21 protein-coding genes are annotated in these 23,462 nt (G+C 68.9%); 12 read left to right on the forward strand and 9 right to left on the reverse strand.

Annotation, left to right across the window (positions count from 1 at the left end; translation table 11 throughout):
• The first annotated feature begins 53 nt into the window (after positions 1-53).
• Both OEZ60_RS10800 and OEZ60_RS10805 read left to right on the forward strand, forming a co-directional pair.
• Entirely contained in the window at positions 54-1,226 is a 1,173-nt protein-coding gene (locus OEZ60_RS10800; RefSeq protein WP_263335887.1) for a MalY/PatB family protein, read from the forward strand.
• On the forward strand, positions 1,223-1,771 hold the full coding sequence (locus tag OEZ60_RS10805; protein WP_263335889.1) for a L,D-transpeptidase family protein: 549 nt from the start codon (positions 1,223-1,225) through the stop codon (positions 1,769-1,771). Before OEZ60_RS10800 ends, OEZ60_RS10805 begins: the two co-directional genes overlap by 4 nt.
• Before the next feature lie 68 nt (positions 1,772-1,839).
• Here OEZ60_RS10805 and OEZ60_RS10810 read toward each other — a convergent pair whose 3' ends face one another.
• Positions 1,840-2,190 carry a hypothetical protein gene (locus tag OEZ60_RS10810; RefSeq protein ID WP_263335892.1) on the reverse strand — a complete coding sequence of 117 codons (351 nt, stop codon included), beginning with the start codon at positions 2,188-2,190 and terminating at the stop codon, positions 1,840-1,842.
• A 220-nt stretch (positions 2,191-2,410) separates the two neighbouring features.
• Here OEZ60_RS10810 and OEZ60_RS10815 point away from each other — a divergent pair, with 220 nt between their 5' ends.
• Positions 2,411-3,382, forward strand: coding sequence for a glutathione S-transferase family protein (locus OEZ60_RS10815; RefSeq protein ID WP_263335894.1), 972 nt, complete (start codon positions 2,411-2,413; stop codon positions 3,380-3,382).
• A gap of 6 nt (positions 3,383-3,388) precedes the next feature.
• On the opposite strand, the gene OEZ60_RS10820 is transcribed toward OEZ60_RS10815, so the two are convergent.
• Positions 3,389-3,751 carry a response regulator transcription factor gene (locus OEZ60_RS10820; RefSeq protein ID WP_263335897.1) on the reverse strand — a complete coding sequence of 121 codons (363 nt, stop codon included), beginning with the start codon at positions 3,749-3,751 and terminating at the stop codon, positions 3,389-3,391.
• 159 nt (positions 3,752-3,910) lie between these two features.
• Here OEZ60_RS10820 and OEZ60_RS10825 point away from each other — a divergent pair, with 159 nt between their 5' ends.
• Positions 3,911-5,074, forward strand: coding sequence for a lytic murein transglycosylase (locus tag OEZ60_RS10825; protein ID WP_263335898.1), 1,164 nt, complete (start codon positions 3,911-3,913; stop codon positions 5,072-5,074).
• 66 nt (positions 5,075-5,140) lie between these two features.
• Here the strand turns inward: OEZ60_RS10825 and OEZ60_RS10830 are convergent, their stop codons facing one another.
• Positions 5,141-6,211, reverse strand: coding sequence for a Hint domain-containing protein (locus tag OEZ60_RS10830; protein WP_263335901.1), 1,071 nt, complete (start codon positions 6,209-6,211; stop codon positions 5,141-5,143).
• A gap of 235 nt (positions 6,212-6,446) precedes the next feature.
• Entirely contained in the window at positions 6,447-9,902 is a 3,456-nt protein-coding gene (gene smc, locus OEZ60_RS10835; protein WP_263335903.1) for a chromosome segregation protein SMC, read from the reverse strand.
• A gap of 192 nt (positions 9,903-10,094) precedes the next feature.
• Here smc and OEZ60_RS22270 point away from each other — a divergent pair, with 192 nt between their 5' ends.
• Both OEZ60_RS22270 and OEZ60_RS10850 read left to right on the forward strand, forming a co-directional pair.
• A complete protein-coding gene (locus OEZ60_RS22270) occupies positions 10,095-10,943 on the forward strand; it encodes a GNAT family N-acetyltransferase (protein WP_411709799.1) in 849 nt (282 codons plus the stop codon).
• An 83-nt stretch (positions 10,944-11,026) separates the two neighbouring features.
• Positions 11,027-11,572, forward strand: coding sequence for an NADPH-dependent FMN reductase (locus OEZ60_RS10850; RefSeq protein ID WP_263335905.1), 546 nt, complete (start codon positions 11,027-11,029; stop codon positions 11,570-11,572).
• Here the strand turns inward: OEZ60_RS10850 and OEZ60_RS10855 are convergent.
• Complete coding sequence (locus OEZ60_RS10855) at positions 11,569-12,609, reverse strand: NAD(P)/FAD-dependent oxidoreductase (protein WP_263335908.1); 1,041 nt, start codon at positions 12,607-12,609, stop codon at positions 11,569-11,571. The two genes, OEZ60_RS10850 and OEZ60_RS10855, sit on opposite strands and share 4 nt — an antisense overlap.
• Positions 12,610-12,653: 44 nt before the next feature.
• Between OEZ60_RS10855 and mnmD the strand changes: the two genes are divergently transcribed.
• Together mnmD and OEZ60_RS10865 are read left to right on the forward strand one after the other, a co-directional pair.
• Positions 12,654-13,340 carry a tRNA (5-methylaminomethyl-2-thiouridine)(34)-methyltransferase MnmD gene (gene mnmD / locus OEZ60_RS10860; RefSeq protein ID WP_263335910.1) on the forward strand — a complete coding sequence of 229 codons (687 nt, stop codon included), beginning with the start codon at positions 12,654-12,656 and terminating at the stop codon, positions 13,338-13,340.
• Positions 13,337-14,209, forward strand: a complete 873-nt coding sequence (locus OEZ60_RS10865) for a DMT family transporter (RefSeq protein WP_263335912.1) — start codon at positions 13,337-13,339, stop codon at positions 14,207-14,209. The genes mnmD and OEZ60_RS10865 overlap by 4 nt, the downstream gene beginning before the upstream one ends.
• Before the next feature lie 2 nt (positions 14,210-14,211).
• On the opposite strand, the gene OEZ60_RS10870 is transcribed toward OEZ60_RS10865, so the two are convergent.
• Together OEZ60_RS10870 and OEZ60_RS10875 are read right to left on the reverse strand one after the other, a co-directional pair.
• Positions 14,212-15,180: a DMT family transporter gene (locus OEZ60_RS10870; RefSeq protein ID WP_263335914.1), complete on the reverse strand. Its 969-nt coding sequence runs from the start codon at positions 15,178-15,180 to the stop codon at positions 14,212-14,214.
• Positions 15,181-15,278: 98 nt separating this feature from the next.
• The gene (locus OEZ60_RS10875; protein ID WP_263335917.1) at positions 15,279-17,225 is read right to left on the reverse strand and encodes a lytic transglycosylase domain-containing protein; all 1,947 of its coding nucleotides are present in this window, start codon (positions 17,223-17,225) and stop codon (positions 15,279-15,281) included.
• A gap of 146 nt (positions 17,226-17,371) precedes the next feature.
• Here OEZ60_RS10875 and dapA point away from each other — a divergent pair, with 146 nt between their 5' ends.
• The gene (dapA, locus tag OEZ60_RS10880) at positions 17,372-18,247 is read left to right on the forward strand and encodes a 4-hydroxy-tetrahydrodipicolinate synthase (RefSeq protein ID WP_263335920.1); all 876 of its coding nucleotides are present in this window, start codon (positions 17,372-17,374) and stop codon (positions 18,245-18,247) included.
• A 63-nt stretch (positions 18,248-18,310) separates the two neighbouring features.
• Here the strand turns inward: dapA and OEZ60_RS10885 are convergent, their stop codons facing one another.
• The gene (locus OEZ60_RS10885; RefSeq protein ID WP_263335923.1) at positions 18,311-19,024 is read right to left on the reverse strand and encodes a hypothetical protein; all 714 of its coding nucleotides are present in this window, start codon (positions 19,022-19,024) and stop codon (positions 18,311-18,313) included.
• 174 nt (positions 19,025-19,198) lie between these two features.
• On the opposite strand from OEZ60_RS10885, the gene OEZ60_RS10890 reads away from it, so the two are divergent.
• From OEZ60_RS10890 to OEZ60_RS10900, 3 genes are all read left to right on the forward strand, one after another.
• Positions 19,199-19,615, forward strand: a complete 417-nt coding sequence (locus tag OEZ60_RS10890) for a RidA family protein (protein WP_263335926.1) — start codon at positions 19,199-19,201, stop codon at positions 19,613-19,615.
• A gap of 69 nt (positions 19,616-19,684) precedes the next feature.
• Positions 19,685-21,238 carry an AMP-binding protein gene (locus tag OEZ60_RS10895; protein WP_263335927.1) on the forward strand — a complete coding sequence of 518 codons (1,554 nt, stop codon included), beginning with the start codon at positions 19,685-19,687 and terminating at the stop codon, positions 21,236-21,238.
• 91 nt (positions 21,239-21,329) lie between these two features.
• On the forward strand, positions 21,330-22,988 hold the full coding sequence (locus OEZ60_RS10900) for an amidohydrolase (protein WP_263335929.1): 1,659 nt from the start codon (positions 21,330-21,332) through the stop codon (positions 22,986-22,988).
• Between the two features lie 6 nt (positions 22,989-22,994).
• Here the strand turns inward: OEZ60_RS10900 and OEZ60_RS10905 are convergent, their stop codons facing one another.
• A complete protein-coding gene (locus OEZ60_RS10905) occupies positions 22,995-23,438 on the reverse strand; it encodes an ion channel (protein WP_263335931.1) in 444 nt (147 codons plus the stop codon).
• Between the last annotated feature and the right edge of the window lie 24 nt (positions 23,439-23,462).

Below are 23,462 nucleotides of genomic sequence, written 5' to 3' on the forward strand. Positions count from 1 at the left end.
TTGCGCCCGGCGCGGCGATCACTAACCTCGCGCGCGGACCAGAGGGGCATTCCATGAAATTCGACGAGATCATCGACTTCCGCGGCAAGCACACTTCGAAATGGGACACGATGGAGAAGAACCTCGGCGTCGCGCCCAAGGACGGGCTCGCCATGTGGGTTGCCGACATGGAGTTCCGCCAGCCACAGGGCATGATCGACGCCGTCAAGCGCGCCGCCGACAACGCGCTCTTCACCTATTTCGGCGATGCCGGCGACTACAACGCCTCGATCCAGTGGTGGATGCGCGAGCGTCACGGCTGGGCGGTCGACGAGAAGGCGATCTTCACCACCCACGGCCTCGTCAACGCGGTGTCGATGTGCCTCGAGGCCTACACCAGCCCCGGCGACGGCGTGGTGATCTTCACCCCCGTCTACCACGCCTTCGCCCGCGTGATCCGCGCCAATGACCGGCGGCTCGTCGAATGCCCGCTCGCGATCCGGGACGGCGTCTACCAGATGGACTTCACCGCCTGGGACGCGCAGATGACCGGCACCGAGAAGATGGCGATCCTCTGCTCGCCACACAATCCCGGCGGCCGGGTCTGGACCCGGGCCGAACTGCAGGGCATGGCCGATTTCGCCAAACGCCACGACCTCATTCTGATCTCGGACGAGGTCCATCACGACCTCGTCTATCCCGGCCAGAAGCACATCGCGATGCCGCTCGTGGATTCCTCGATCGCGAACCGGCTGATCGTGCTCACCGCGACGTCGAAGACCTTCAACGTCGCGGGCATGCATTGCGGCAACGCGATCATCCATGACGAGGGCCTGCGCGCGGCCTATGCCAAGCGCATCCATCAGCTCTCGGTCTCGCCGAACTCGCTTTCGATGCACATGACCCCGGCGCTCTACTCGCCCGAGGGCGCGGCCTGGGTCGACGAGCTCACCGCCTATCTCGCCGGCAACCACCGGCTCTTCCTCGACGGGATCAACGCGATTCCGGGTCTCAGGATGATGCCGATGCAGGCCACCTACCTCGCCTGGGTCGATTTCTCTGGTACCGGCATGATGCGCGAGGAATTCGCGGCCCGCGTCGCCGGCGACGCGAAGATCGCGGCCAGCCCCGGCCCTGTCTTCGGGGCGGGCGGTGAAAGCTTTTTGCGCTTCAACATCGCCATGCCGCGGGTGCGGATCGCGGACGCCGTGGAGCGGATGCAAAGGGCGTTCGGCGACCTGCAATGAGCTGGCTCCGGCGGATCTTCCAGCTCACCCTCCTCATGATGGCGCTGGCGCTCGGGATGCTCGCACTCTACCAGCACCGCTTCCCGGCGCCACCAGCGCCGCCCCGGCCGCTGCCACCCCTCACCGGCACGATCGATCGCATCCTGATCGAGAAATCCGCCCGCCGCCTCACCGTCTTCCGCGACGGGGAGGCGCTGCGCAGCTACGGGATCGCGCTCGGCTTCGCGCCCGAGGGCGACAAGATCCGGCAGGGCGACGGCAAGACCCCTGAAGGCCGGTTCCGCATCAACCGGCGCAACGCCGCCAGCGCCTTCCACCTCTCGCTCGGCCTCGACTATCCCCAGCAGAACGACCTGATCCGCGCCGCGGCGGGCGGCTATTCCCCCGGCGGCGACATCTTCATCCACGGCCAGCCGAATGCGCTCTTCGGCAAGGCGACCCTGCGCCACGACTGGACCGAGGGGTGCATCGCACTCGCCGATACCGAGATCGAGGAACTCTGGCGCATCGCACCGATCGGCACCACGGTCGAGATCCGACCCTGACCGCTCCTTCATCTTGCCCGACATATCCCGACCGGCGGCATCCCAAGCGGAGCTGGGCGACCGGCCGATCACTCGCCCGGCAAATACCCCACCGGCGCGTTCTCGTCGCGCACATAGTCGAGCGCCGGACGGTCCCGGGCCACGGTCGAGCGCTTCATCGTGCAGATCAACTCGCCCTCCTCGACGCCCGAAGCGACGATCAGGCACTGGTACAGGTGGCGCGGACCGTCATAGATATCCACGAGCCCCCTCAGATGGACAACCTGATCGGCATCGAGCGCGAACCCGGTCTCCCAGAACCGCAGAATCGGGTAAACGTCGTCGCCCGCGAACACCCGCAGCCGCGCGCGTCTGCGCAGATCCCGCTTGCGGGCTTCGTCCAGCCCGGCCCGGACTTCCTTTGGCAGATAATCAGTCATCACACATCTTCCCCCTCGTGCCAGCATGACCCATCAGCGCCGAAAATCAAGTTAACCATTTGAGTTACAAGGAAAGGGTCACGAAGCGTCGCGTTGCGGTCACGATACCGCGGCGACGTAACGGGATTGTGCAGGCATGCAGACCGGGTTTGCGCGGGAGCCGGTTTCATCGCCGCGCGGCGGAACCTAAATCGGCATAAGCCGAAAGGAGGGCTGCCGCATGGGCATGCTGGTCGACGGGCAATGGACGACGGGGCGGGGTTACGCATCCGGGGACGGCACGTTCCGACGTCACGACGCGGTGTTCCGCAACTGGATCACGCCGGACGGCGCCGCAGGCCCGACCGGCACGGCCGGTTTCAAGGCCGAGGCCGGGCGCTACCATCTCTACGTCTCGCCCGCCTGTCCCTGGTCGCACCGCGCGATGATCTTCCGCGCCCTCAAGGGGCTCGAGGACCTGGTCCCGATGTCGGTCGTGCATCCCGACATGCTCGACGACGGCTGGAGCTTCGCCCGAGACTTTCCCGGCACCACCGGCGACCGGCTCCACGACCTTCCGTTCCTGCGCGACCTCTATCTCCGCGCCGACCCGCATCACACCGGCCGCGTCACCGTTCCGGTGCTCTGGGACCGCCAGCGTGACACCATCGTCTCGAACGAGAGCGCCGACATCATCCGCATGTTCGACACGGCCTTCGACGGGTTGACCGGAAACAGCGACGATCACCATCCCGCCAACCTGCGCACGGAGATCGGCGCGCTCAACGCCCGGATCTACGAAACCGTGAACAACGGTGTCTACCGCGCCGGTTTCGCGAGCCGCCAGGCGCCTTATGACGCCGCCGTGACCGCGCTTTTCGAAACGCTCGACTGGCTCGAAGACCGGCTCGCGCACAGGCGCTACCTCACGGGCAACCGGATCACCGAAGCGGACTGGCGGCTCTTCCCGACGCTGGTCCGCTTCGATCCCGTCTATCACCTGCACTTCAAGTGCAACCGCCGCAGGCTGATCGACTACCCGAACCTCTGGGCCTATACGCGCGCCCTCTACCAATGGCCGGGCGTGGCGGCGACGGTGCATTTCGACCATATCGTGCGCCACTACCATTACAGCCACGAGAGCATCAATCCGCACCGGATCATCCCGATCAACCCGGTCCTCGATTTCACCGCGCCGCATGGCCGCGGTTGAACCGCCTCAGCCGGTCGTCCCGTAATGCTCCACTACCGCCGCGAGATCCTCCGGCGGCGTAGCCGACGGCAGGAAGGCGCAGGCGTTGGGGATGTGCCGGAAGATCGAGCCGTCCGAGAAGAAGCTCGTGTTGGTGACGAAGACGATCCGCGATGCCGGGTGCCGGTAGCTCGCGTAATCGGCCACCGCGAGCGCGCTGCCCTCGGAGAGCACCAGGTCCAGCACGATCACATCGGCCGGTTCCCGGTCGAGGAACGAGACCGCCGCCGCCTGCCCATCGGCAAGATGCACGTCGGTCGCGAACCGTTCCAGGTGCCGCTTCCAGAGCCAGCCGAGATTCGGGTCGCTCTCGACGATCAGAACCCGCATGCTCCCTCCAGCGCCGCGAACGGGCGGTTCCCCGCTGCCTTCCTCGACTCTTGTTAGAAGTTCGTCAACACTTCCAATGCAATTGCTACACTGTCCCGGCGATGGGTGGCAAACGCCCGTTCCAACGCGGGTCCGATCCCGCCCCAGCAGGAGACCCCGATGCGCCCCGAACTCGCCGCCCTCGTCCTCGCTGTTCTCGCCGGCCCGGCCGCGGCCTGCGGCGGGAACTTCGGCGGCTTCGTCTCGGATCTGAAGTCCGAGGCGGTAGCGCGCGGCCATGCGCCCGCGACGGTCGACCGCTTCTTCGCCGGCGCCCGGCAGGATCCGAAGGTGCTGCGCGCGGACCGCGCCCAGGGCGTGTTCCAGAAGGACTTTATTACCTTCTCGCGCGCGCTGATCAGCAAGAACCGGATCGTCAACGGCCAGCGCAACGCGCAGAAATACGCCTCCACCTTCCAGCGCATCGCCCGCGCCTACGGCGTCTCTCCCGGTGTCCTTCTCGCCTTCTGGGCGCTCGAGACCGATTACGGCGCGGTGCAGGGCGATTTCAACACGCTGAACGCGCTCGTGACGCTCTCCCACGACTGCCGCCGGCCCGAACTTTTCCGACCGCAGGTCTTCGCCGCGCTGGAACTTTATGAGCGCGGCGATTTCGACCCGGCTGGCACCCGCGGCGCCTGGGCGGGCGAGATCGGCCAGGTGCAGATGCTGCCCGAGGACATCCTCAGGAACGGCGTCGATGGCGATGGCGACGGCCATGTCTCGCTCAAGACCTCCGCGCCGGATGCGCTGATGTCGGGGGCGAAGATGCTTCGTGGCCTCGGCTGGCGGCCAGGAGAGCCCTGGCTGCAGGAGGTGGTGGTGCCCGAGGGGGTCGACTGGTCGCGGACCGGGCTCAACCATCAGCTTTCGGTGGCAGAGTGGTCGCGGATGGGGGTGAAGGGCCGCTCGGCGCCGCTGGCGAAGGGATTGAACGGGTCGATCCTGCTGCCGATGGGGCGCAAGGGGCCGGCCTTCATTGCGTACCCCAATTTCCGCGTCTATTTCGAATGGAACAAGAGCTTCGTCTACGTCACCACGGCCGCCTATTTCGCCACCCGCCTCGAAGGCGCGCCGGTCTTCGACCCCGGCAATCCGGAGCCGGGCCTGTCGGGGGGCGAGATGAAGACGCTGCAGAAGAAGCTGCAGGCCCGCGGCCATGACGTGGGCGGTATCGACGGCATCCTCGGCGAGAAGACCCGCGAGGCGGTGCAGAAGGAGCAGATCCGCCTCGGCCTGCCGGCCGACGCCTGGCCGACACGGGCACTTCTCGGTCAGCTTTGATGGCGTCCCCGGAAACGGAGAAGGGCCGGCGATGCCGGCCCTGTCTCATTCACTGCGAAAGGTCGCTCAGGCGACGGCCTTGACCTCGCCCGCGCCCAGCGGCGCCATCTTCGTCCAGAGCGCCTCGGCCTCGCGCGCCGTCAGCGTGCGTCGCGCGGTGGGTCCGTAGAGCGTCCAGTCGCCGGCATAGTCGGGGAACACCCGCGCCATCTCGGCCCGGCCGTCCTCGGTCAGGCTGGCGATCGCGGTGTCGCCGGGGAAGAGGCTCTCGGTCTCGATCCCGTTCGACAGCACGATGTCGTGGCTGTCGAGCATCAGGTGGAAATATTCCACCGTCTCGGGACGCGCCGGACGGCGCAGGGTCGGCGCGAACTTCAGATGCTTCGCGGCGACCAGCACCTCGTCCTGGCCGAAGAGCATCTCCGGCTCCCAGCCGCGCACCAGCACCCGGTGCTGCGGCGAGACCCAGAGATCGGCGCGCGGCAGCCCCTCGCCCATCGCGCCCTGCGGGATGCAGACCGGCCGCATGTCGGGGTTGAGAAGAAGCTCCATCAGCGTCAGCTCGCGCGCGGCGGCGAACCGCACGGTGGCGGTGGCACCCGAGGCGGTCAGCACCTCGTCACCGGCCCGCAGCTCCTCGACCGGAACCTCACCCTTCGGCGCCGAGATCAGCGTGCCGCGCAGGAAGCAGACCGGTGGGGGAGGGTTGGTCGAAAAGTTATCAATCGACTCGGCACCGTTGCCGAACGCCTCGATCTCCGCCTTGGTGACCGTCGCGTCGGGCATGAACCAAAGCCGCAAATTCGATCCACCGGGCCCGGCACCGATCACGGTGATCACGTAAACCGGATCGCCTTCGAATTGATCAGGGACGGTGCCGCTATTGTTTCGCCACGTCCCGCTAAGTTCGTAGATGAAGTTGTATTCAGTTCCATTGATCCAGACCGTGGTGTCAGGATCAACCACACCAGGCGCAGTATCATCGAGAACCAAGTCACCGGTTGTATCGTCACCGAGCGTTCCGGATTCGAAGTACAACTGGACCGCAGGCTGCTGGCCCAGGTTCCTGATGTTGATCGACGCATTGGCGGCGGTAGCACTGTCGCCGCGTGCCCAGTAGGTATCAGAAGTAGCCATGCCTGTTCGCCTCCACAAAAAAACCAGCGGAACAATCCGCCCCGCGCCACGATTCCGGCAGTCTTTGCCCTACTACACCGTCAATTCGGACGAATTTGTGACCCGAAGCGTTCTTTCGGGTCGACTGCGCCTGTTGCGCCCCCAAAAAACGCGGGAATGTAGTTAAATTCAATCCGGTTGCTGAAGAAACAGCCGGGCTGTTCCGATTTGGCTACAGGTCCGCGGCCGGGCACCGTCACGCCACCAGCGCCTCGGCCTTCTTGAGGTCGACCGAGACGAGCTGGCTCACCCCCTGCTCCTGCATCGTCACGCCGAAGAGCCGGTCCATCCGCGCCATCGTCACCGCGTGGTGGGTGATGATCAGGAAGCGGGTGTCGGTGCGCCGGGTCATCTCGTCGAGGAGGTCGCAGAACCGGGTGACGTTGGCGTCGTCCAAGGGCGCGTCGACCTCGTCGAGGACGCAGATCGGCGCCGGGTTGGCAAGGAAGACCGCGAAGATCAGCGCCAAGGCCGTCAGCGTCTGCTCGCCGCCCGAAAGAAGCGACAAAGTCGCAAGCTTCTTGCCCGGCGGCTGGCACATGATCTCGAGCCCAGCTTCCAAGGGATCGTCGCTCTCGACCAGCACCAGATTGGCCTCGCCGCCGCCGAAGAGATGGGTGAAGAGCAGCCGGAAATTGGCGTTCACCTGCTCGAACGCGGTCAGCAGCCGCTCGCGGCCCTCGCGGTTGAGCCCGGCGATGCCACCGCGGAGCTTCTTGATCGCCTCCTCGAGGTCGGCCTTCTCCATGACCAGGTTGTCGTGCTCGGCCTGCACCTCCTTGGCATCCTCCTCGGCGCGCAGGTTGACCGCACCGAGCCCGTCGCGCTGGCGCCGCAGCCGCTGCACATCGGCGTCGAGCGCCTCGGCCGCCGGCATCCGGTCGGGATCGGCGTCGAGGCTCTGGAGGAGCGCTGCCGGCTCCTTCTCGGTCTCCTCGCGGATCCGCTCGGCGGCATGGGCGACGGTATCGCGCGCGGCCTCGGCACGGGCCTCGGCGCGGGCGCGGGCCTCGCGCGCCTCGGAGGCGGTGCGCTCGGCCTCGCGCTCGGCATCGGTGGCCTGGCGCAGGAGCGACTCGCCCTCGGCGAGCCGGTCGGCGGCGCCGATGCGGCGAGCCTCGGCGGCCTCGATCGCCTCGGACAGTTCCTCGCGCTTGGCCGCGATCTCGGCCGGCGCGGCGGAGGCGTCCTTCAGCTCGGCTTCAGACGCGACCTTGCGCTCGGCAAGCTCGGCCGACCGCTTCTCGGCGGTCTCGAGCCGGTGCTTCCAGCCCGAGATCTCCTTGGTGATCTCCTGCCGGCGCCTGGTCCGCGCCTCGCCCTCGCGGCGGATCTCGTCATGGGCCGAGCGCTTGGCCATCATCGTCATCCGCGCCGCCTCGACGGTCAGCTTGACGTCCTCGACCTCTTGGCGCGCGGCGTCGAGGTTCGGCAGCGACCGCACCGCGACTTCCGCCTCGCGGAGCCGCGTACGGGCGCCGAGCGCTTCCTCCTCATGCCGGGCGACGGCAAGGCGAGCACTTTCGAGTTTGCCGCCGGCGATCGAGCGGTCTGCCTCGGCCTTCGACAGCGCGCGCGAGGCCTCGGCCACGCGCCGGTCCGCCTCGCGGCGAGCGTCACGGGCGCGGCGGTCGGCCTCGGTCGCATCGGCAAGGCGACGGATCAGGAGGTCATGCGCCTGCCGCGCGCCCTCGGCACGGCCGTTGACCTCCTCGAGGTCGCGCTTGAGGTCGGTGAGCCGGTTGAGCTGCTGGAGCCGGAGCGCGGCCGCGGTCGGCGCGTCCTCGGCCCCGGCGCGGAACCCGTCCCAGCGCCAGAGATCGCCCTCGACCGTCACCAGCCGCTGGCCCGGCTTCAGGAGCGGCTGGAGCCGCGCGCCGTCGGCCTTGTTCACGAGCCCGATCTGGCCGATGCGGCGGGCCAGCACCTCGGGCACGGTGACGTGGTTCGAGAGCGCCGCCACGCCCTCGGGCAGGGTCTGGGGCTGGCCGTAACCCGGCAGCACCGCCCAGCCCGACGCGACTTCCGCAGCGATCTCGGGCGCGCGCAGATCGTCGGCGAGCGCGGCGCCCAGCGCCTTCTCGTAACCCTTCTTCACCTCGACCCGGTCGAGGAGCTGCTTGCCGGTCGCCGCCTCGCGCTCGACGAGCTTCTGCAGCGCCGCCGCCTCGGCCTTGAGCGCCCCGGCCTCGCCCTCGGCCTCCGACATCACCGCGCGGGCCTCGGTCTCGCGGGCCTGGGCGTCGCCCCGCGCCTCGTCAGCGGCGATCAGCGCCTCCTCGGCGGCCTCGGCGGCGGCGGCGGCCTCCTCCTGCGCCTCCTCGGCGGCCTCGTGATCGGCGGTGGCGCGGGTCAGCGCCGCCTCGGCCTCACCCGCGGCGGTCTTGGCGCGGGCCGCCTCGGCCTCGTTCTTCTCCAGCGTGGCACGGCTGTCGGCCAGAAGCCGGTGCGCCGACTGGTGCCGGGCCGAGAGCCGGGCCACGTCCTCGGTCAGTTCCGAATGCGTGGTCTCGCGGTCCGAGAGCACGCGCGCGGCATCCTGCGCCGCCTCGACCGCCTCGGCGAGCCTTGCATCCTGCCCCTCGGCCGCCTTGGCGATCTGCGCCTGCTCCCAGTCGAGCCGCTGGATCGTCTCGCCGGCGTCGCGGTTGAGCCCCGCCTCGCGCTCCATGTCGCGGGCAAGCTGCTCGATCCGGCCCTTCAGCGTCTCGATGGTCTGGAGCGCGCGCGCCTCCTGGTCCTTCAGCGTGTCGCGCTGGACCTGCAGGCGTTGCAGCACGGCGGCGGCGATCGCCTCCTCCTCGCGCAGGGGCGGAAGCGCGTCCTCGCGCGCCGCACGGGCCTTGGTCGCGGCGCGTGCCGCCGTCTCGCCCTGCGCGGCAAGCTTCGTGCGCTCGGTCAGGTCGGCCTCCGCGGTGGCGCGAGCCTGGTCGGCCTCGCGCCAGCGGCGGTAGAGGAGCATCCCCTCGGCGCGCCGCAGTTCCTCGCCGATCTCGCGGTAGCGCGCCGCCTGCCGCGCCTGCCGGGCAAGCTGGGCGAGCTGCGTCGCGAGGTTCTCGACCACGTCCTCGACCCTGAGAAGGTTCTGCTCGGTCGCGGCGAGCTTCAGCTCGGCCTCGTGGCGGCGCTGGTAGAGGCCGGAGATGCCCGCCGCCTCCTCGAGGATGCGGCGGCGGTTCTTCGGCTTGGCGTTGATCAGCTCCGAGATCTGGCCCTGCCGCACCAGCGCCGGCGAATGCGAGCCGGTCGAGGCGTCGGCGAACAGCATCTGCACGTCGCGCGCCCGCACGTCCTTGGTGTTGGCCTTGTAGGCCGAGCCTGCGTCGCGGGTGATGCGGCGGGTGATGTCGAGCTGGTCGAGATCGTTGAACCCCGCCGGCGCCAGCCGCTCGGAATTGTCGATCGTCAGCGAGACTTCGGCGAAATTGCGCGCGGGGCGCGTCGCGGCCCCAGCGAAGATCACGTCCTCCATCCCGCCGCCGCGCATCGCCGAGGGGCGGTTCTCGCCCATCACCCAGCGCAGCGCCTCGAGAAGGTTCGACTTGCCGCAGCCGTTCGGCCCGACGACCCCGGTCAGCCCCTCGTGGATCAGGAGATCCGTGGGATCCACGAAGCTCTTGAAGCCGTTCAGTCTGAGTCGGATGAAACGCAACGTCGGCGCCTTCGAATGATTCCTACGGGTCTGCCATCCTTGGGCCGACGGCGCTGCGAGTCAATGCCGGAGCCCCGCATATGGAGGACGCAGGCGGGTTTTCCACAAGATATCGAAAACGGCGCGCCGTTTCCGCGACCTTGACCGGCCATATCCCGGCGAGCAGACTGGCCGCCGGCCGGGGAGGACAGGATGGACGGCGGCTCGGGACATTGCCTCTGCGGCGCGGTGCGGTTCAGCTTCGAAGGCGCGCCGAACTGGCAGGCGCATTGCCACTGCGAAAGCTGTAGGCGCGCGACGGCCTCGCCGTTCACGAGCTTTCTCGGCGTTAGCCATTCCGGTTTTCGCTGGACCGGGACGCCTCCGGCCGAGCGTGAAAGCTCGCCCGGCGTGCGGCGCTTCTTCTGCGCCACTTGCGGTACGCCGATGGCCTATCAGAGCCCAACCCGGCGGCAAGAGATCGACCTCTATGCCGCGACACTCGACGATCCGTCGAGCTACGCGCCGACCCGCCACGTCCACTGGAACGAGCGCCTGCCCTGGGTCAAGCTTTGCGACGGGCTCCCGGTCCACCGTACGCCGCGGCGACTGACCGGAGACGAGGACATGGCGCCCGTCCTCAACCTGCTCCATGCCGCCTTCGCCTACATGGAGGGCGTGATCGATCCGCCCTCCTCGCTGCACCGCCTGACCGTCGAGGGCGTCGCCCGGCAGGCCCGAGCGGGTGAGATCTGGGTGCTCGACGATGCCGGCGCGCCGGTCGCCTGCCTCTTCCTCACGCCTGAGCCCGAGCGGCTCTATGTCGGCAAGCTCGCCGTGGCCGACGTTTTCCGCGGCGCGGGCCTCGCACGGCAGCTCATGTTGCTCGCCGAGGAGCGGGCGCGGGCACTCGGGCTTGGGCGGCTGGAGTTGCAAAGCCGGGTCGAGCTCGCCGCCAACCATGCCGCCTTCGAGGCGATGGGCTTCGAGAGGACAGGCGAGACCGCGCATGAGGGCTATGACCGCCCGACGTCGTTCACCTTCACCAGGCTGCTTGGCTGAGGTCACAGACCCTGTTCAGCCATGCGCATTGAGACGGATGCCGGCAGCGCCCATCTCTTCGGACGCATACTGACGGAGGCCCGATGACCCGCCCCACCCTGCTCGGAATCGCCGGCGCGCTGCGCTCAGGCTCGACCAACCGCAAGCTCGTGCGCGAGGCAGCGCGGCTCTTCGGACCCGGCGACTTCGCCGAGGCCGACCTCCGGCTGCCGCTATATGACGGCGATCTGGAGGCCGAGGGCACCCCTTCCGCCGTGACGCGGCTTGCGGGACAGATCAACGAAACCGACGCGGTGGTGATCTCGACACCGGAATACAACAGCGCCCTGTCGGGGGTTCTGAAGAACGCGCTCGACTGGGTCAGCCGCACCGAGGGCAATCCCTGGGAGGACAAGCCGGTGGCCATCGTTTCGGCGGCGGCAGGCCGCGCCGGGGGCGCGCGGGCGCAATCCTCGCTGCGCCTCGCGATGACGCCGTTCCGGCCCCGGCTTCTGACCGGCCCGGAAGTGATGATCGCCGATGCGCGGAACGCCTTCGACGAGGATGGACGGCTGACCAATGAACGGTCGCTCACGACACTCGGAAAGCTGATGACGGCGCTCAGGTCCGAGGCGCTGCGCGCCGCCTAGAGATTGTCCTCGACGCGGAAGCCTGCCGGGATCGCGTCGCGGCCGTCGAGCACGAGGTCGGCCATCACCTCGGCCACCTTCGGCGCCATGCCGAAGCCGATCTTGAAACCGCCATTGGCGATGTAGTGGCCCGGCCGGTCCGGCCAGCCCCCGAGCATCGGCGCCCGGCTTCTCGCGCGCGGCCGCACTCCGGCCCAGCGTTCGATCACCTTTGCGTGGCACAGGACCGGCAGCGCCGCCTCGGCCTTCGCGATCACCGCGTCAAGCTGCGCGTCGGTCGTCTCGGCGCGGTCGAACTCGCGCTCGGTGGTCGATCCGATGCCGATGGTGCCGTCGGCATGGGGCACGATATGGATGCCGTCGGCGAAGATCTGCGGCAGGTCGCGCGCATCGAGGGCCAGGAGCGCCGACTGGCCCTTCACGCCGGCTCCGACCGGGGCGCCAAGCTCGCGCGCAAGGTCGAGAAGGCCGCGATAGCCGGTGGCCCAGACCACGGCGCCCTCGGGCGGCGCGGGGTCGTGCAGGATCGCCGCCCCCCGAGCGGCAAGCGCGGCGGCGAGGCTTTCGACGGCCTGCCTTGGATGCAGCCGCGCGGTCAGCGTGTCGTGGACGAGATAGCCGCTCGGCGCGTCCGGCGCCCAGCGATCGGACCCGGCCGCGATCACCCGCCACTCGGCCCGACCCTGCCAGAGATCGCGCGCCGAGACCTCGCGCGCCCGCGCCAGCGTGATGGCCTCCGCATCGGCGAGGGGTTGCAGCCGCCCGGTGCGCCCGTAGCCCGAGGACCGGCCCGAGACCGCGTCGACCTCGGCCCAGAACGCCTCGGCCATGATCAGGCTCCCGAACTGGAAGGCTTTCTTGGCATTCCAGTTCTCCGGCGTATGCGGCGCGAGCGCGCCGACGGTGCCGCCGCTCGCCCCGGCGCCGGGCCGGTAGGGGTCGATCACCCGGACCTTCGCGCCGCGCTTGAGGCAGGCCCAGGCGACCGAAAGCCCGAAGATCCCCGCTCCCATCACCGTCACATCCGCGATTGCCATTGCCCCCGCCCTTCGCCTAACTGCCGGCGAAAGGGGTAAGCCAGATGACGGCAAAGGACCAGAGCGAGAGGGTAACCTGGAGGGACGGCGGCACGCCGGTCTCGACGCTCTTCGACGACCCCTACTTCTCGCTCGCCGACGGGCTGGCCGAGACGCGCCACGTCTTCCTTGCCGGCAATGACCTGCCGGAGCGGTTGCGGGACGGGTTCCACATCGCCGAGCTTGGCTTCGGCACCGGGCTGAATCTCATCGCCACCTGCCTTGCCTGGGAAGGCTCGGGAACGCCGGGACGGCTCCGTTTCACGAGCTTCGAGGCCTTCCCGATGCCGGCCGCCGACATGGCGCGCGCGCTCGCCGCCTTTCCCGAGGCAGAGGCGGTCGCCGGCCCGCTTCTGCCACATTGGAGCGCGGGCCGGCGGCGCTTCGCGCTTGGACCGGTAGATGTCGAGATCGTCGAAGGCGACGCGCGCGAGACACTGCCCCGCTGGCCGGGGCGCGCCGATGCCTGGTTTCTCGACGGTTTCTCGCCCGCGAAGAACCCCGAGCTCTGGTCCGAGGCGCTGATGCAGCAAGTCGCCCGCCACACCGCGCCGGGCGGCAGCTTCGCCACCTACACGGCGGCGGGCTTCGTGCGGCGGGGCTTGGCTTCGGCGGGGTTTCAGGTAGAGCGGGCCAAGGGCCACGGCCACAAGCGGCACATGAGCCGCGGTTTCCTTCGCGGGGCGACATGAACGAGCAGAACTTCCGCCTCGGCGCGATCCTGATGACCGCGACCGCCTTCGTCTTCGCGATGCAGGACGGGATCTCGCGCCACCTTGCCGGCGAATACAACGTCTACATGGTGGTGATGATCCGCTACTGGTTCTTCGCCGCCTTCGTCATCGCGGTGGCGGCGCGGCGAACCGGCGGCATCGCGGCGGCGCTGCGCCCGCGCTACCCGCTCCTGCAGATCTTCCGGGGCGTGCTCCTCGCCGCCGAGATCTGCGTGATGGTCACCGCCTTCACGATCCTCGGCCTCGTCGAGAGCCACGCGGTCTTCACCTGCTACCCTCTTCTCGTCGCCGCACTGTCCGGCCCGGTTCTCGGCGAAAAGGTCGGCTGGCGGCGCTGGACCGCGATCGGCATCGGCTTTCTCGGCGTGATCATCATCCTCGAGCCCGGCTTCCGGGTCTTCGCCCCGGCCGCGCTGATCCCGCTTCTCGCGGCCTTCATGTTCGCGCTCTACGGGCTTTTGACGCGCTATGTCGCGCGGGGTGACCGCGCCTCGGTCAGCTTCTTCTGGACCGGAATTTCCGGCGCCGTGGTGATGACCGCCGTCGGCCTCTTCCACTGGGAGCCGATGGTGCCCCGCGACTGGGCCTGGATGGCGCTTTTGTGCTGCACCGCGGCCTCCGCGCACTGGCTGATGATCAAGGCGCTCGAGGTTGCCGAGGCGAGCGCGATCCAGCCCTTCGCCTATCTCCAGCTCGTCTTCGCCACGGCGCTCGGCATGACCGTCTTCGGCGAGACGCTGGAGACCAATGTCGCCATCGGCGCGGTGATCGTCGTGGCGGCGGGTCTCTTCACGCTCTGGCGGGCAAGGGTCAAGGCCGCGGACTGAGGTCAGCGCCGGCCCGAGGCGCGCTTGGCCGAGGGCGGCAGCCGCCGCGCCCGCTCGCGCAGCGCGACGAAGACGCCCGAGCCGAGAATGAGCGCGATGCCCAAGCCCGAGACCGCTCCCGGCACCTCGCCCCAGATCGCGAAGCCCCAGAACGCCGCGAGCACCAGTGCGGTGTATTCGAACGGCGCGACCAGCCCGGCGGCGCTGCAGCGGTAGGCCTGGCCGATCAGGTAGCCCCCGGTCGCGCTCGCGGCCCCGGCCAGCGCGAAGAGGCCGAAGTCGACGGGGGTTGGCCAGACCCAGGCCCTGAGCAGGAACTCGGCCGCCGGATGGCCGGTGCCGGCCCAGTCGCCGCGGCCGAAAACCAGACCCATCACCGAGCAGAAGACGACGAAGGAGAGCTGGATGTAGATCGACAGGGTCAGCGCCGATTCCGAGAGCCCCATGTTGCGGGTCATCGTGTGCATCCCGGCATAGGCCAGCGCCGAGAGCGCCGGCAGCAGGACCGCCCACTGGAAGCTGATCGAGCCGGGCTTGATGATGAGGAGCACGCCCACCATGCCGACGGCAAGCGCCAACCAGCGCAAAGGGCCGACATGCTCGCGCAGGATCACCGCCGAAAGCGCCGTGATCAGAAGCGGCGCGACGAAGAAGATCGCCGAGGCCTCGGCCAAGGGCAGCGCCGCGAGGCCGGCGAAATAGGTGACGTTGGAGATCACGACGAAGAGCCCGCGCGCCGCATGGGCCAAGGGGCGCCGGGTGCGCAAAGCCGCGCCAAGGCCTTGGCCGCGCGCGAAGATCATGAGGATGAAGGCGAGGCCGAAGAAGGAACGGAACAGCACCACCTCCGCCAGCGGCAGGCTCGCGCTGAACGACCGCACGGTGATGTCGCTGATCGAAAAGGCGAGCGAGGCGCCGATGGCGCAGGCGATGCTGAAGGATGCCAGATCGGTCGTTTCGGTATGCGCCATTCGCTTCTCCCTTTCGGGGAGAGCGAATGCGACAATGCCGGTCCTGTCATGCCCGATTGCGACCGCGACGGCGCAAACGGAGCATGGCGGACCGCCGGTCAGCGCCCCTTCAGCTCCTCGCTGAACCGCAGGGGCCCGGTCTGGCCCGAGAGCCGGGCGCGGTAGACGGGCAGGCTTTCGGCCACGCGCATGATGTAGTTCTGGGTCTCGCGGTAGGGGATATGCTCGATCCAGTCGACGACATCGACCTTGTCGGAGCGTGGGTCGCCAAGCTCGGCGATCCAGCCGCGCGGCCGGCCGGGACCGGCATTGTAGCCCGCCGCGACCAGAACCGGCGAGGTGCCGAACTCGTCGATCAACTCGTCGAGATAGGCCGCGCCGAGCCGGGCGTTGTACTTCCAGTCCGAGGTCAGCTTGCCGCCGTCGTAGCCGAGCCCGATCTTCTTCGCCATCATCTTCGCGGTGTTCGGCATGACCTGCATCAGCCCCCGCGCCCCGGCATGGGAGACGACGGCGGGGTTGAACTCGCTCTCGCGCCGTGCGATCGACAGCGCCAGTTCCCGCGCGACCGGCAGGTCGACGCCTTCCATGCCATTCGTCGGGAAATAGGCCGAGGGCCAGACGACGCCCTTCTCCGCCGCCGCCTTGGCGAGGAGCAGCGCGGCATTGGCGTCCTTCCACTCGAGCGCGAGCCCGGCGAGCGCGCCGATCTCCTCGCCCGAGAGGCTTTCGCCGAGATGCAGCATGAAGCGCAGCGCGAGGTCGCGTTCGCCCGCCGCCTGCAGGAGCTGCGCCGCCTGCAGCACATCGGACCCCGCGAAGCGCGACTGGCGCCAGTCCGGGTAGGGCTCGCCGCCGGCCATCGAGGGGGCGAGCGGCAGGCCGACCTTCTCGGCGGAAAGAAGGCCGTAGAAGGCGGTCTGGTAGCGTGCGCCCTCGGCATAGGCGGCCTGCGCCTCGGCGGTCCGGCCCAGCGCCTCATAGGCGCGGCCGGTCCAGTAGCCGGCGCGGGCGCGGCTGATCGGACCGTTCACCGCCTTTCCGAAGCGATTGAAATGCACCAGAGCCGTGTCGGCATCGCCGAGCTTGCGCAGCGCGATGTAGCCGGCGAGCCATTCAAGATCGGCATAGTCCGCGCCGCTCGTCAGGTGATGCGAGGCCGCCATCCGGTAGGCTCTCTTGGCACTGCCCACCCGCATCTCGCGCCGCGCCAGCTTGCGCCGCCAGTCGGCCCATTGATCGGGATCGCCGAGGCTTTCGGCGCTCGCCGAGCGTTCGAGCATGAGCTCCGAGGCGCTGTCGTAGAGGTCCTTGCGGATCCGCCAGCGGAACCGGTCATAGGCGAGCCCGGTCGAACCCGCCATCGCCGCCGGCACCTTGGCGACCAGCCCGTCGACACCGGGCGCCACCGCCTGCAACGCGACCCGCGCCTCGGCCACCGCGCGGGTATTGGCACTGTTCAGGACCAGCATCCGCCGCACATCGGCAAGCCGGCCCGCGCGCAGCATCGCCGCGGTACGGCCGTCGTGGTGGTCGGCCAGGAGCTTGCCGTATCCGGCGAGGAAGCGCTTGTGCTCCTCATCCGTCAACGGAAGGCTGCGCCAGGCGCGGATCACTTCCTGTTCGGCGACATCCCCCTGCCCCGACGCACGGAACGTGGCAGCGAGCGCGAGGCTGCCCGATCCGGTCCGGGGCGGTTCGGCACCGAAATAGGCGATGACGGCGGAGGGGTCCTGATCGGCGGCGATCACCGTCTCGCCCTTGTCGCGCAGAAGCGGCAGGCCGGGCCAGTCGGGATGGCGGGCAAGGAAGTCGACGTAGTCGCCGAAGCTGCCCTCGCCGTCGCGGAGCCGCTGCCACTCGATCACCGTCGCGGCGACCGGCCCGGCGGCGCGCGCCTCGGCCGCGGCCTTCGCCCAGTCGCCGGACGCGCCGGAGGCAAGCGCGGCCTTCAGGCCCGCCGGATCGTCGGCACGGGCGGTCGTCGTCAGGGGAAGTAGCATCGCCAGCGCAAGGGGCGCGGCACGCACGAGATCGCGGATCATTTTTGTCACTGCTTCGATGTTTTGCCGGAAGGATAACGCGGCCGGTGCCGCCCGCAACAGGGAAACTTGGCAAGGCCCGCGCTTGGCTATAGGTTCCGCGCGATTCTCACGGGGCCGATCGGCCCTTCACACCATAGGAGCGTGTCATGTTCAAAGGGTCCTTCCCAGCCCTCGTCACGCCGTTCAAGGACGGCGCGCTGGATCTGGACACGCTCAAGAAACTCGTCGACTGGCACATCGCCGAGGGCTCGCACGGCCTCGTTCCCGTGGGCACCACGGGCGAAAGCCCGACGCTTTCGCACGAAGAGCATGTCCGGGTGATCGAAGAGGTGGTGAAGGCCGCCGCCGGCCGGGTGCCGGTGATCGCCGGCGCCGGGTCGAACTCGACCGAAGAGGGGATCGAGCTGATCCGCGCCGCCGAGGCCGTCGGCGCCGATGCCGCGCTCGTGGTCACGCCCTATTACAACAAGCCGACGCAGCGCGGAATGTACGCCCATTTCAAGGCGATGCACGACGCCTGCACGCTGCCGATCATCATCTACAACATCCCCGGCCGCTCGGTCGTCGACATGACGCCCGAGACGATGGGCGAGCTTGCCAAGCTGCCGCGCATCGTCGGCGTCAAGGACGCGACCGGCAAGATCGAGCGGGTGAGCCAGCAGCGCGCCTCCTGCGGCCGCGACTTCATCCAGCTTTCGGGCGAGGACGCGACCGCGCTCGGCTTCAACGCCCACGGCGGCGTCGGTTGCATCTCGGTGACCGCGAACGTGGCCCCGCGGCTCTGCGCCGAGTTCCAAGAGGCGACGCTTGCGGGCGACTACGCCCGCGCGCTCGAATACCAGGACCGGCTGATGCCGCTGCATGAGGCGATCTTCATCGAGCCCGGCCTCGCGGGCGCGAAATACGGCCTCTCGCAGCTCGGCCTCTGCGCCGAGGAGGTGCGGATGCCGCTGACGACGCTCCTGCCCGAGACCAAGGCCCGGATCGATTCGGCGATGCGCCACGCCGGGCTGATCAACTGACCCCCTGAGGGTTCGCATGACCCGCCGCCCTCCGGGAAGCGGGTCATGCATGGCGCCTCAGCGTCAGCGTTGCAGTTCCACCACGATCTCGGGCGAGTCGAGGCGGCGTGACAGCTCCTCGTCGGCGCGGATCAAACCGATCCCGGGCGCGTAGTACTTGAATTCGCGCAGGCCGGGCTCGGCGGTGCTGCTTTCGTAGACCTTCAGCACGCCCGAGAACGTGCCCGCCGGTCCCTCGATCGACAGGTCGCGCGCCGCGATCTCGAACCAGTCCATCGCGCCTTCGGCGGGGGCATGTTCCTGGAACAGCGACAGGCCGGGCGAGGTCGCCGCCGGCATCGTGATCCCCGGCTTGGCGCCGTTCACGCCCGCCCGCCAGGCCGAGTGATTGTCCTTTCCGACCAGCTTGCCGGTCTTGTCATAGCGGAAGTTCACGACATCCTCGCCGAAATACCAAACGTTGCCCTCGGCATCCGCGGCGAAATAATCCAGCGTCCGCTCCACCAGCCATTTCCCGACATAGGCCTCGTCGAGCTGGGTCGTCGTGGCCACGCCGAGGATCGTCGGCCCCGGCCCGACGATGCGCAGGACGAAGCTCTCCCGCTGGCCGGTCCTGCGATTGACACCCTCGAACCGCCGCTCGGGGCCGGGCTTGAGCGGCAGGTAGGGATTGGCCTTCGGCGTCGAAAAATCCGCGGCGTCGAACTTTGGCAGGCTCGGCTTGGCCTCGGCCGGGAGGGGATGCCACAGGGTAATGGCGAGTGCCAGGGACGCCATGACAACGGGTGTTCGGATCATTTCCTTGCTCCAGATCCAGCGGGATAACTGCGCCGAGCCTGCTCCTTCACCGGCTGTTGGCATATCCGACCGATGACGGATCGAGCCCGGATTCGTGTACTATTGCACCGACGAGTGGCGAAACCTTGCCGAGGGGCGCGACCGGGGGACAGCATGGCTGGATATGACCGCGAACTGATTTCGAACGGCAACCCGATGGAGGCGGTGGTGGGCTTTTCCCGCGCTGTCCGGGTCGGGCCCTACATCTCGGTCGGCGGCACCGCGCCGGTCGGGCCGGACGGCAAGACCGTCGGCATCGGCGATGTCGGCGCGCAGACACGGCGCTGCATCGAGATCATCGAGGACGCGCTGGTCCGCGCCGGGTCGGGTCTTCACGACGTGGTCCGCACCCGCGTGATCCTCACCGATATCGACCGCTGGCGCGAGGCGATCGACGTGCGCAAGGACTACTTCCGCGACGTCCGCCCGGTCGACACGATCATGGCGGTGACGCGGTTCGTGAACCCCGAATGGCTCGTCGAGCTCGAGGTCGACGCGGTGATCACGGACTGGCCGAAGAACCTCGGCTGACCGGCAGAAATCCCTTACCGATCAACGGCCCCGCCGTGGTATCCTCCTTTGCGGAAAGGGGGGCGCAGCATGACGGTATATCCAAGCCCGTTCGGCGGGATCGAACCCAGCGACATGACCATCACCCAGCGCGTGCTTTCCGGGATCGGCGCGCCCGAGCGCGTCGCGCTGATCGACGGCGCCTCGGGGCGCAAGATGACGGTGGCGGAATTGCGGAAGGGGATCGAGGCGCTGGCCGGCGGTCTCGCCTTGCGCGGCATCGGGCCGGGTCATACCGTTGCGATCATGCTGCCGAACCTGCCGGAATTCGTGATCGCCTTCCACGGCACCGCATGGGCAGGCGCGACGATCACCACGATCAACCCGGCCTACACGGCGCCCGAAGTGACCCATCAGCTGACCGATTCCGGAGCCGAGCTCCTGATCACCCTCGCGGCCCTCGCCGACATCGCGGCGGAGGCCGCAAAAGGTACCCGCCTGCGCGAGATCGTGACCCTCGACGGCGCGCCGGGCACGACGCCCCTCGCCGAACTGATGGGACCGCCCCTCGCCGGGCAGGTGCCCGTCGACGTGGCAAGCGACGTGCTCGTCATGCCCTATTCCTCGGGCTCGACCGGCCTGCCGAAAGGCGTGATGCTGACCCACCGAAACCTCGTCGCCAATATCGACCAGATCATGGCCTCGCGCCCGGTCGAACCGGGGGAATGGACAGTGGGCTTCCTGCCCTTCTTCCACATCTACGGCATGACCGTGCTCGCCAACCTTTATCTTGGCGCGGGGGGCGGCGTGATCACGATGCCGCGCTTCGATCTGGAACTGTTCCTCAGGCTCATCCAGGACCACCGCACCAGACAGGCCTTCTGCGTCCCGCCGGTCGTTCTCGCTCTCGCCAAGCATCCGCTGATCGACCAGTTCGATCTTTCGGCGCTGAAAAGCGTCTTTTCCGGTGCGGCCCCCCTTGGCGCGCCGCTGTCGGACGCCGTCAGCCATCGGCTCGGCGTCCTGTGCGAACAGGGCTACGGGATGACGGAGATGAGCCCGGTCAGCCATATCTCCGGCTTCGGCAGGGGCCGCGCCAGGTCCGCCGGCCAGACCGCACCTGGCACAGAATGCCGAATTGTCGACTCGGTATCGGGCGAGGACGCCGCGCCGGGCGAGCAGGGCGAGCTGTGGGTCAGGGGGCCGCAGGTGATGAAGGGCTACCTCAACAACCCGACGGCCACGGCCGAAACGCTTCTGCCGGACGGCTGGCTCCGCACCGGCGACATCGCCTCCTACGACGCGGACGGCTACCTCTACATCCACGACCGGCTGAAGGAACTCATCAAGGTCAAGGGCTTCCAGGTCGCGCCCGCCGAGGTCGAGGCGGAACTGCTCGCCTGTCCCGATGTCCTCGATGCCGCGGTGGTCGGGCAGCCGGACGCCGAGGCCGGCGAAGTTCCCGTCGCCTTCATCGTCCGCAAGGCCGGGTCCACGGCCGGCAAGGAAGACATCATCGCCTTCCTCGAAGGCCGGCTCGCCCATTACAAACAGGTGCGCGACGTGACCTTCGTCGAGACCATCCCGAAATCCGCCTCGGGCAAGATTCTGCGGCGCGTCCTCAAGGCCGGACTGACGGCCTGAGACGCGCCACCGTCCACCTCAGGCGGGCGGTATCTGTCGAACCCTGCCCCGGTGGGACAGCAAACCGATCACGAGCCCGAGGAGCTCCGCCATGACCCCCGAGACGATCCTCACCAGTGCCCGCGTCCTGACCATGAACCCCACCCATCCGCGCGGCGAGGCGGTGGCGCTCGGGCAGGGCCGCGTGCTCGCCGTCGGCCGGCGGCGGGAGATCGAGGCGCTCGCCGTGTCCGAGACCGAGGTGATCGACTGTGACGGCGCGACCCTCCTGCCCGGCTTCGTCGAGAGCCACATGCACCTGCTCCTCGGCGGCGCCGAGCTCGGCCACCTGCATGTCGGCGGCAGCGAGGGGCGCGAGGCGCTCGCCCGCGCCTTTCGCGGCTTCGCCGCGGCGCATCCCGACCGGCCCCTGCTGATGGCGCAGGGCGGCGACTACGCGATGCTCGGGGCGCCGATGACCCGCCACGACCTCGACGCGATCCTGCCGGACCGGCCGATCGCGATCACCGCGCACGACCTTCACACGGTCTGGGCCAACACCGCCGCGCTCACCGCTGCCGGGCTCCTGAAGGGCGCGGCAATGCCGCATGGCCACGAGGTGGTGGTGGGCGCCGACGGGCTCGCCACCGGCGAGCTGAGGGAGTTCGAGGCCTTCGCCGCGGTCATCGCGCTTTCGGGCGAGGCGCGGCTCAACCTCGGCATCGCCACCGGCGAGGAGCCCGATCCCTGGCCGGACGACGCCGCCCAGGCCTTCGACCGCGCCAAGGCCGCGGCCGGGCTCGCCCATGCCGCGCGGCATGGCGTCACATCGATCGTAAACATGGACGGCAATCGCTACACGCTCGACCTTCTCGCCGCCCTCCGGGCAGCGGGCGGGCTCACCGCACGGGTCAAGGTGCCGTTCCATTTCAAGCCCCACATGGACCTCGATGCGCTCGACCGCGCCGAGGCGATGGCGCGCGATTTCGCCGACGACTGGCTGTCGTCGGGCTTCGTCAAGCTCTTCATGGACGGTGTGATCGACAGCCGCACCGCGTTCCGGACCGACGCCTATCCCGACCGTCCCGGTCACCGCGGCACGCCGCTCTTCGCCGGTCCGCGCTTCAACGAAATCGCGACCGAGATCGACCGGCGCGGCTTGCAGATCGCCGTCCATGCGGTGGGCTGCGGCGCGGTGCGTTCCGTGATCGACGGCTACGCGGCGGCGCGGGCGGCCAATGGCGTCCGCGACAGCCGTCACCGGATCGAGCATATCGAGCTGATCGATCCTGCCGACATCGCGCGGCTGGGGCCGCTCGGCATCACCGCCTCGCTGCAGCCGCCGCATGTGCCGGGCGCGATGGATTTCGGCCTCGAGCCGACCCTCGGCATGATCGGCAGGGCGCGGCTAAGGGATGCGTTCCTCTGCCGGAGCCTTGCGACGGCCGGGGCGCCGCTGGCCTTCGCCTCGGACTGGCCGGTCGCCGACATCTCGGTCCTGCGCGGCATCGGCGCGGCGCTGACCCGCACGGCCTTCGACGCACCCGGCGCCCGCGACGAGCGGGTCGGGCTGACGGACGTCCTGCGCGCCTATACCGCCGGCGGCGCCTGGGCCGCGCACCGCGAGCGGGTGACGGGGATGCTCCGCCCCGGCCTCGCCGCCGATCTCGTCCTCCTGTCGGGCGACATCGAGGCGACCCCGCCCGAGGCGATCGCAGGGATTTCGATCGCGCTCACGATCTGTGGTGGCAAGGTCACCCACCGCGCCTGATGCGCTTCAGTGCTTCCGCCGCCGGTCCTCGATCTGGCTGAGCCGGACATGGCGCAGCACCTCGATCAGCATCGCGGTCAGAAGACCCATGCTCAGAAGCCCGTTCGCCGCGGCCATGCCACCGAGCAGCCGCCACTCCAGCGGCAGGAGGATGTCGCCGAACCCGAGCGTCGTGAAGGCGACGAGCGAGAAATAGACCGAGGCTTCCATCGTCGCGAAGATCCCGAGCGCACGGAGCGTGAAGGCCCAGATCCAGACCCCCGCCGTCACCACTATGAGTACCCAGACCACCGAGACCGACAGCATCAGCGCGAGCTTCGGCCGGTGCGGCTCGCGCAGGAGCCAGGGGCGCAGCCGTGCGAGCAGCACCTCCATCGCCCAGAAGGCGAGCCCCGCGACAAGGATCGACAAGAAGATGAGCGCGGTTCCGAGGACGATCTGGATCAGCAATGTACGGCTCCTCCCTGCCCCTAA

Origin of the sequence: Albidovulum salinarum, from assembly GCF_025673475.1 — a bacterium.
GTDB lineage: Bacteria > Pseudomonadota > Alphaproteobacteria > Rhodobacterales > Rhodobacteraceae > Albidovulum > Albidovulum salinarum.

What these genes read in the sequence shown, in the direction of transcription:
- OEZ60_RS10800 (WP_263335887.1), top strand. Translation starts at nt 54, where the DNA reads ATGAAATTCGACGAGATCATCGACTTCCGCGGCAAGCACACTTCGAAA.
- OEZ60_RS10805 (WP_263335889.1), top strand. Translation starts at nt 1,223, where the DNA reads ATGAGCTGGCTCCGGCGGATCTTCCAGCTCACCCTCCTCATGATGGCG.
- OEZ60_RS10810 (WP_263335892.1), bottom strand. Translation starts at nt 2,190, where the DNA reads ATGACTGATTATCTGCCAAAGGAAGTCCGGGCCGGGCTGGACGAAGCC.
- OEZ60_RS10815 (WP_263335894.1), top strand. Translation starts at nt 2,411, where the DNA reads ATGGGCATGCTGGTCGACGGGCAATGGACGACGGGGCGGGGTTACGCA.
- OEZ60_RS10820 (WP_263335897.1), bottom strand. Translation starts at nt 3,751, where the DNA reads ATGCGGGTTCTGATCGTCGAGAGCGACCCGAATCTCGGCTGGCTCTGG.
- OEZ60_RS10825 (WP_263335898.1), top strand. Translation starts at nt 3,911, where the DNA reads ATGCGCCCCGAACTCGCCGCCCTCGTCCTCGCTGTTCTCGCCGGCCCG.
- OEZ60_RS10830 (WP_263335901.1), bottom strand. Translation starts at nt 6,211, where the DNA reads ATGGCTACTTCTGATACCTACTGGGCACGCGGCGACAGTGCTACCGCC.
- OEZ60_RS22270 (WP_411709799.1), top strand. Translation starts at nt 10,095, where the DNA reads ATGGACGGCGGCTCGGGACATTGCCTCTGCGGCGCGGTGCGGTTCAGC.
- OEZ60_RS10850 (WP_263335905.1), top strand. Translation starts at nt 11,027, where the DNA reads ATGACCCGCCCCACCCTGCTCGGAATCGCCGGCGCGCTGCGCTCAGGC.
- OEZ60_RS10855 (WP_263335908.1), bottom strand. Translation starts at nt 12,609, where the DNA reads ATGGCAATCGCGGATGTGACGGTGATGGGAGCGGGGATCTTCGGGCTT.
- mnmD (WP_263335910.1), top strand. Translation starts at nt 12,654, where the DNA reads ATGACGGCAAAGGACCAGAGCGAGAGGGTAACCTGGAGGGACGGCGGC.
- OEZ60_RS10865 (WP_263335912.1), top strand. Translation starts at nt 13,337, where the DNA reads ATGAACGAGCAGAACTTCCGCCTCGGCGCGATCCTGATGACCGCGACC.
- OEZ60_RS10870 (WP_263335914.1), bottom strand. Translation starts at nt 15,180, where the DNA reads ATGGCGCATACCGAAACGACCGATCTGGCATCCTTCAGCATCGCCTGC.
- OEZ60_RS10875 (WP_263335917.1), bottom strand. Translation starts at nt 17,225, where the DNA reads ATGATCCGCGATCTCGTGCGTGCCGCGCCCCTTGCGCTGGCGATGCTA.
- dapA (WP_263335920.1), top strand. Translation starts at nt 17,372, where the DNA reads ATGTTCAAAGGGTCCTTCCCAGCCCTCGTCACGCCGTTCAAGGACGGC.
- OEZ60_RS10885 (WP_263335923.1), bottom strand. Translation starts at nt 19,024, where the DNA reads ATGGCGTCCCTGGCACTCGCCATTACCCTGTGGCATCCCCTCCCGGCC.
- OEZ60_RS10890 (WP_263335926.1), top strand. Translation starts at nt 19,199, where the DNA reads ATGGCTGGATATGACCGCGAACTGATTTCGAACGGCAACCCGATGGAG.
- OEZ60_RS10895 (WP_263335927.1), top strand. Translation starts at nt 19,685, where the DNA reads ATGACGGTATATCCAAGCCCGTTCGGCGGGATCGAACCCAGCGACATG.
- OEZ60_RS10900 (WP_263335929.1), top strand. Translation starts at nt 21,330, where the DNA reads ATGACCCCCGAGACGATCCTCACCAGTGCCCGCGTCCTGACCATGAAC.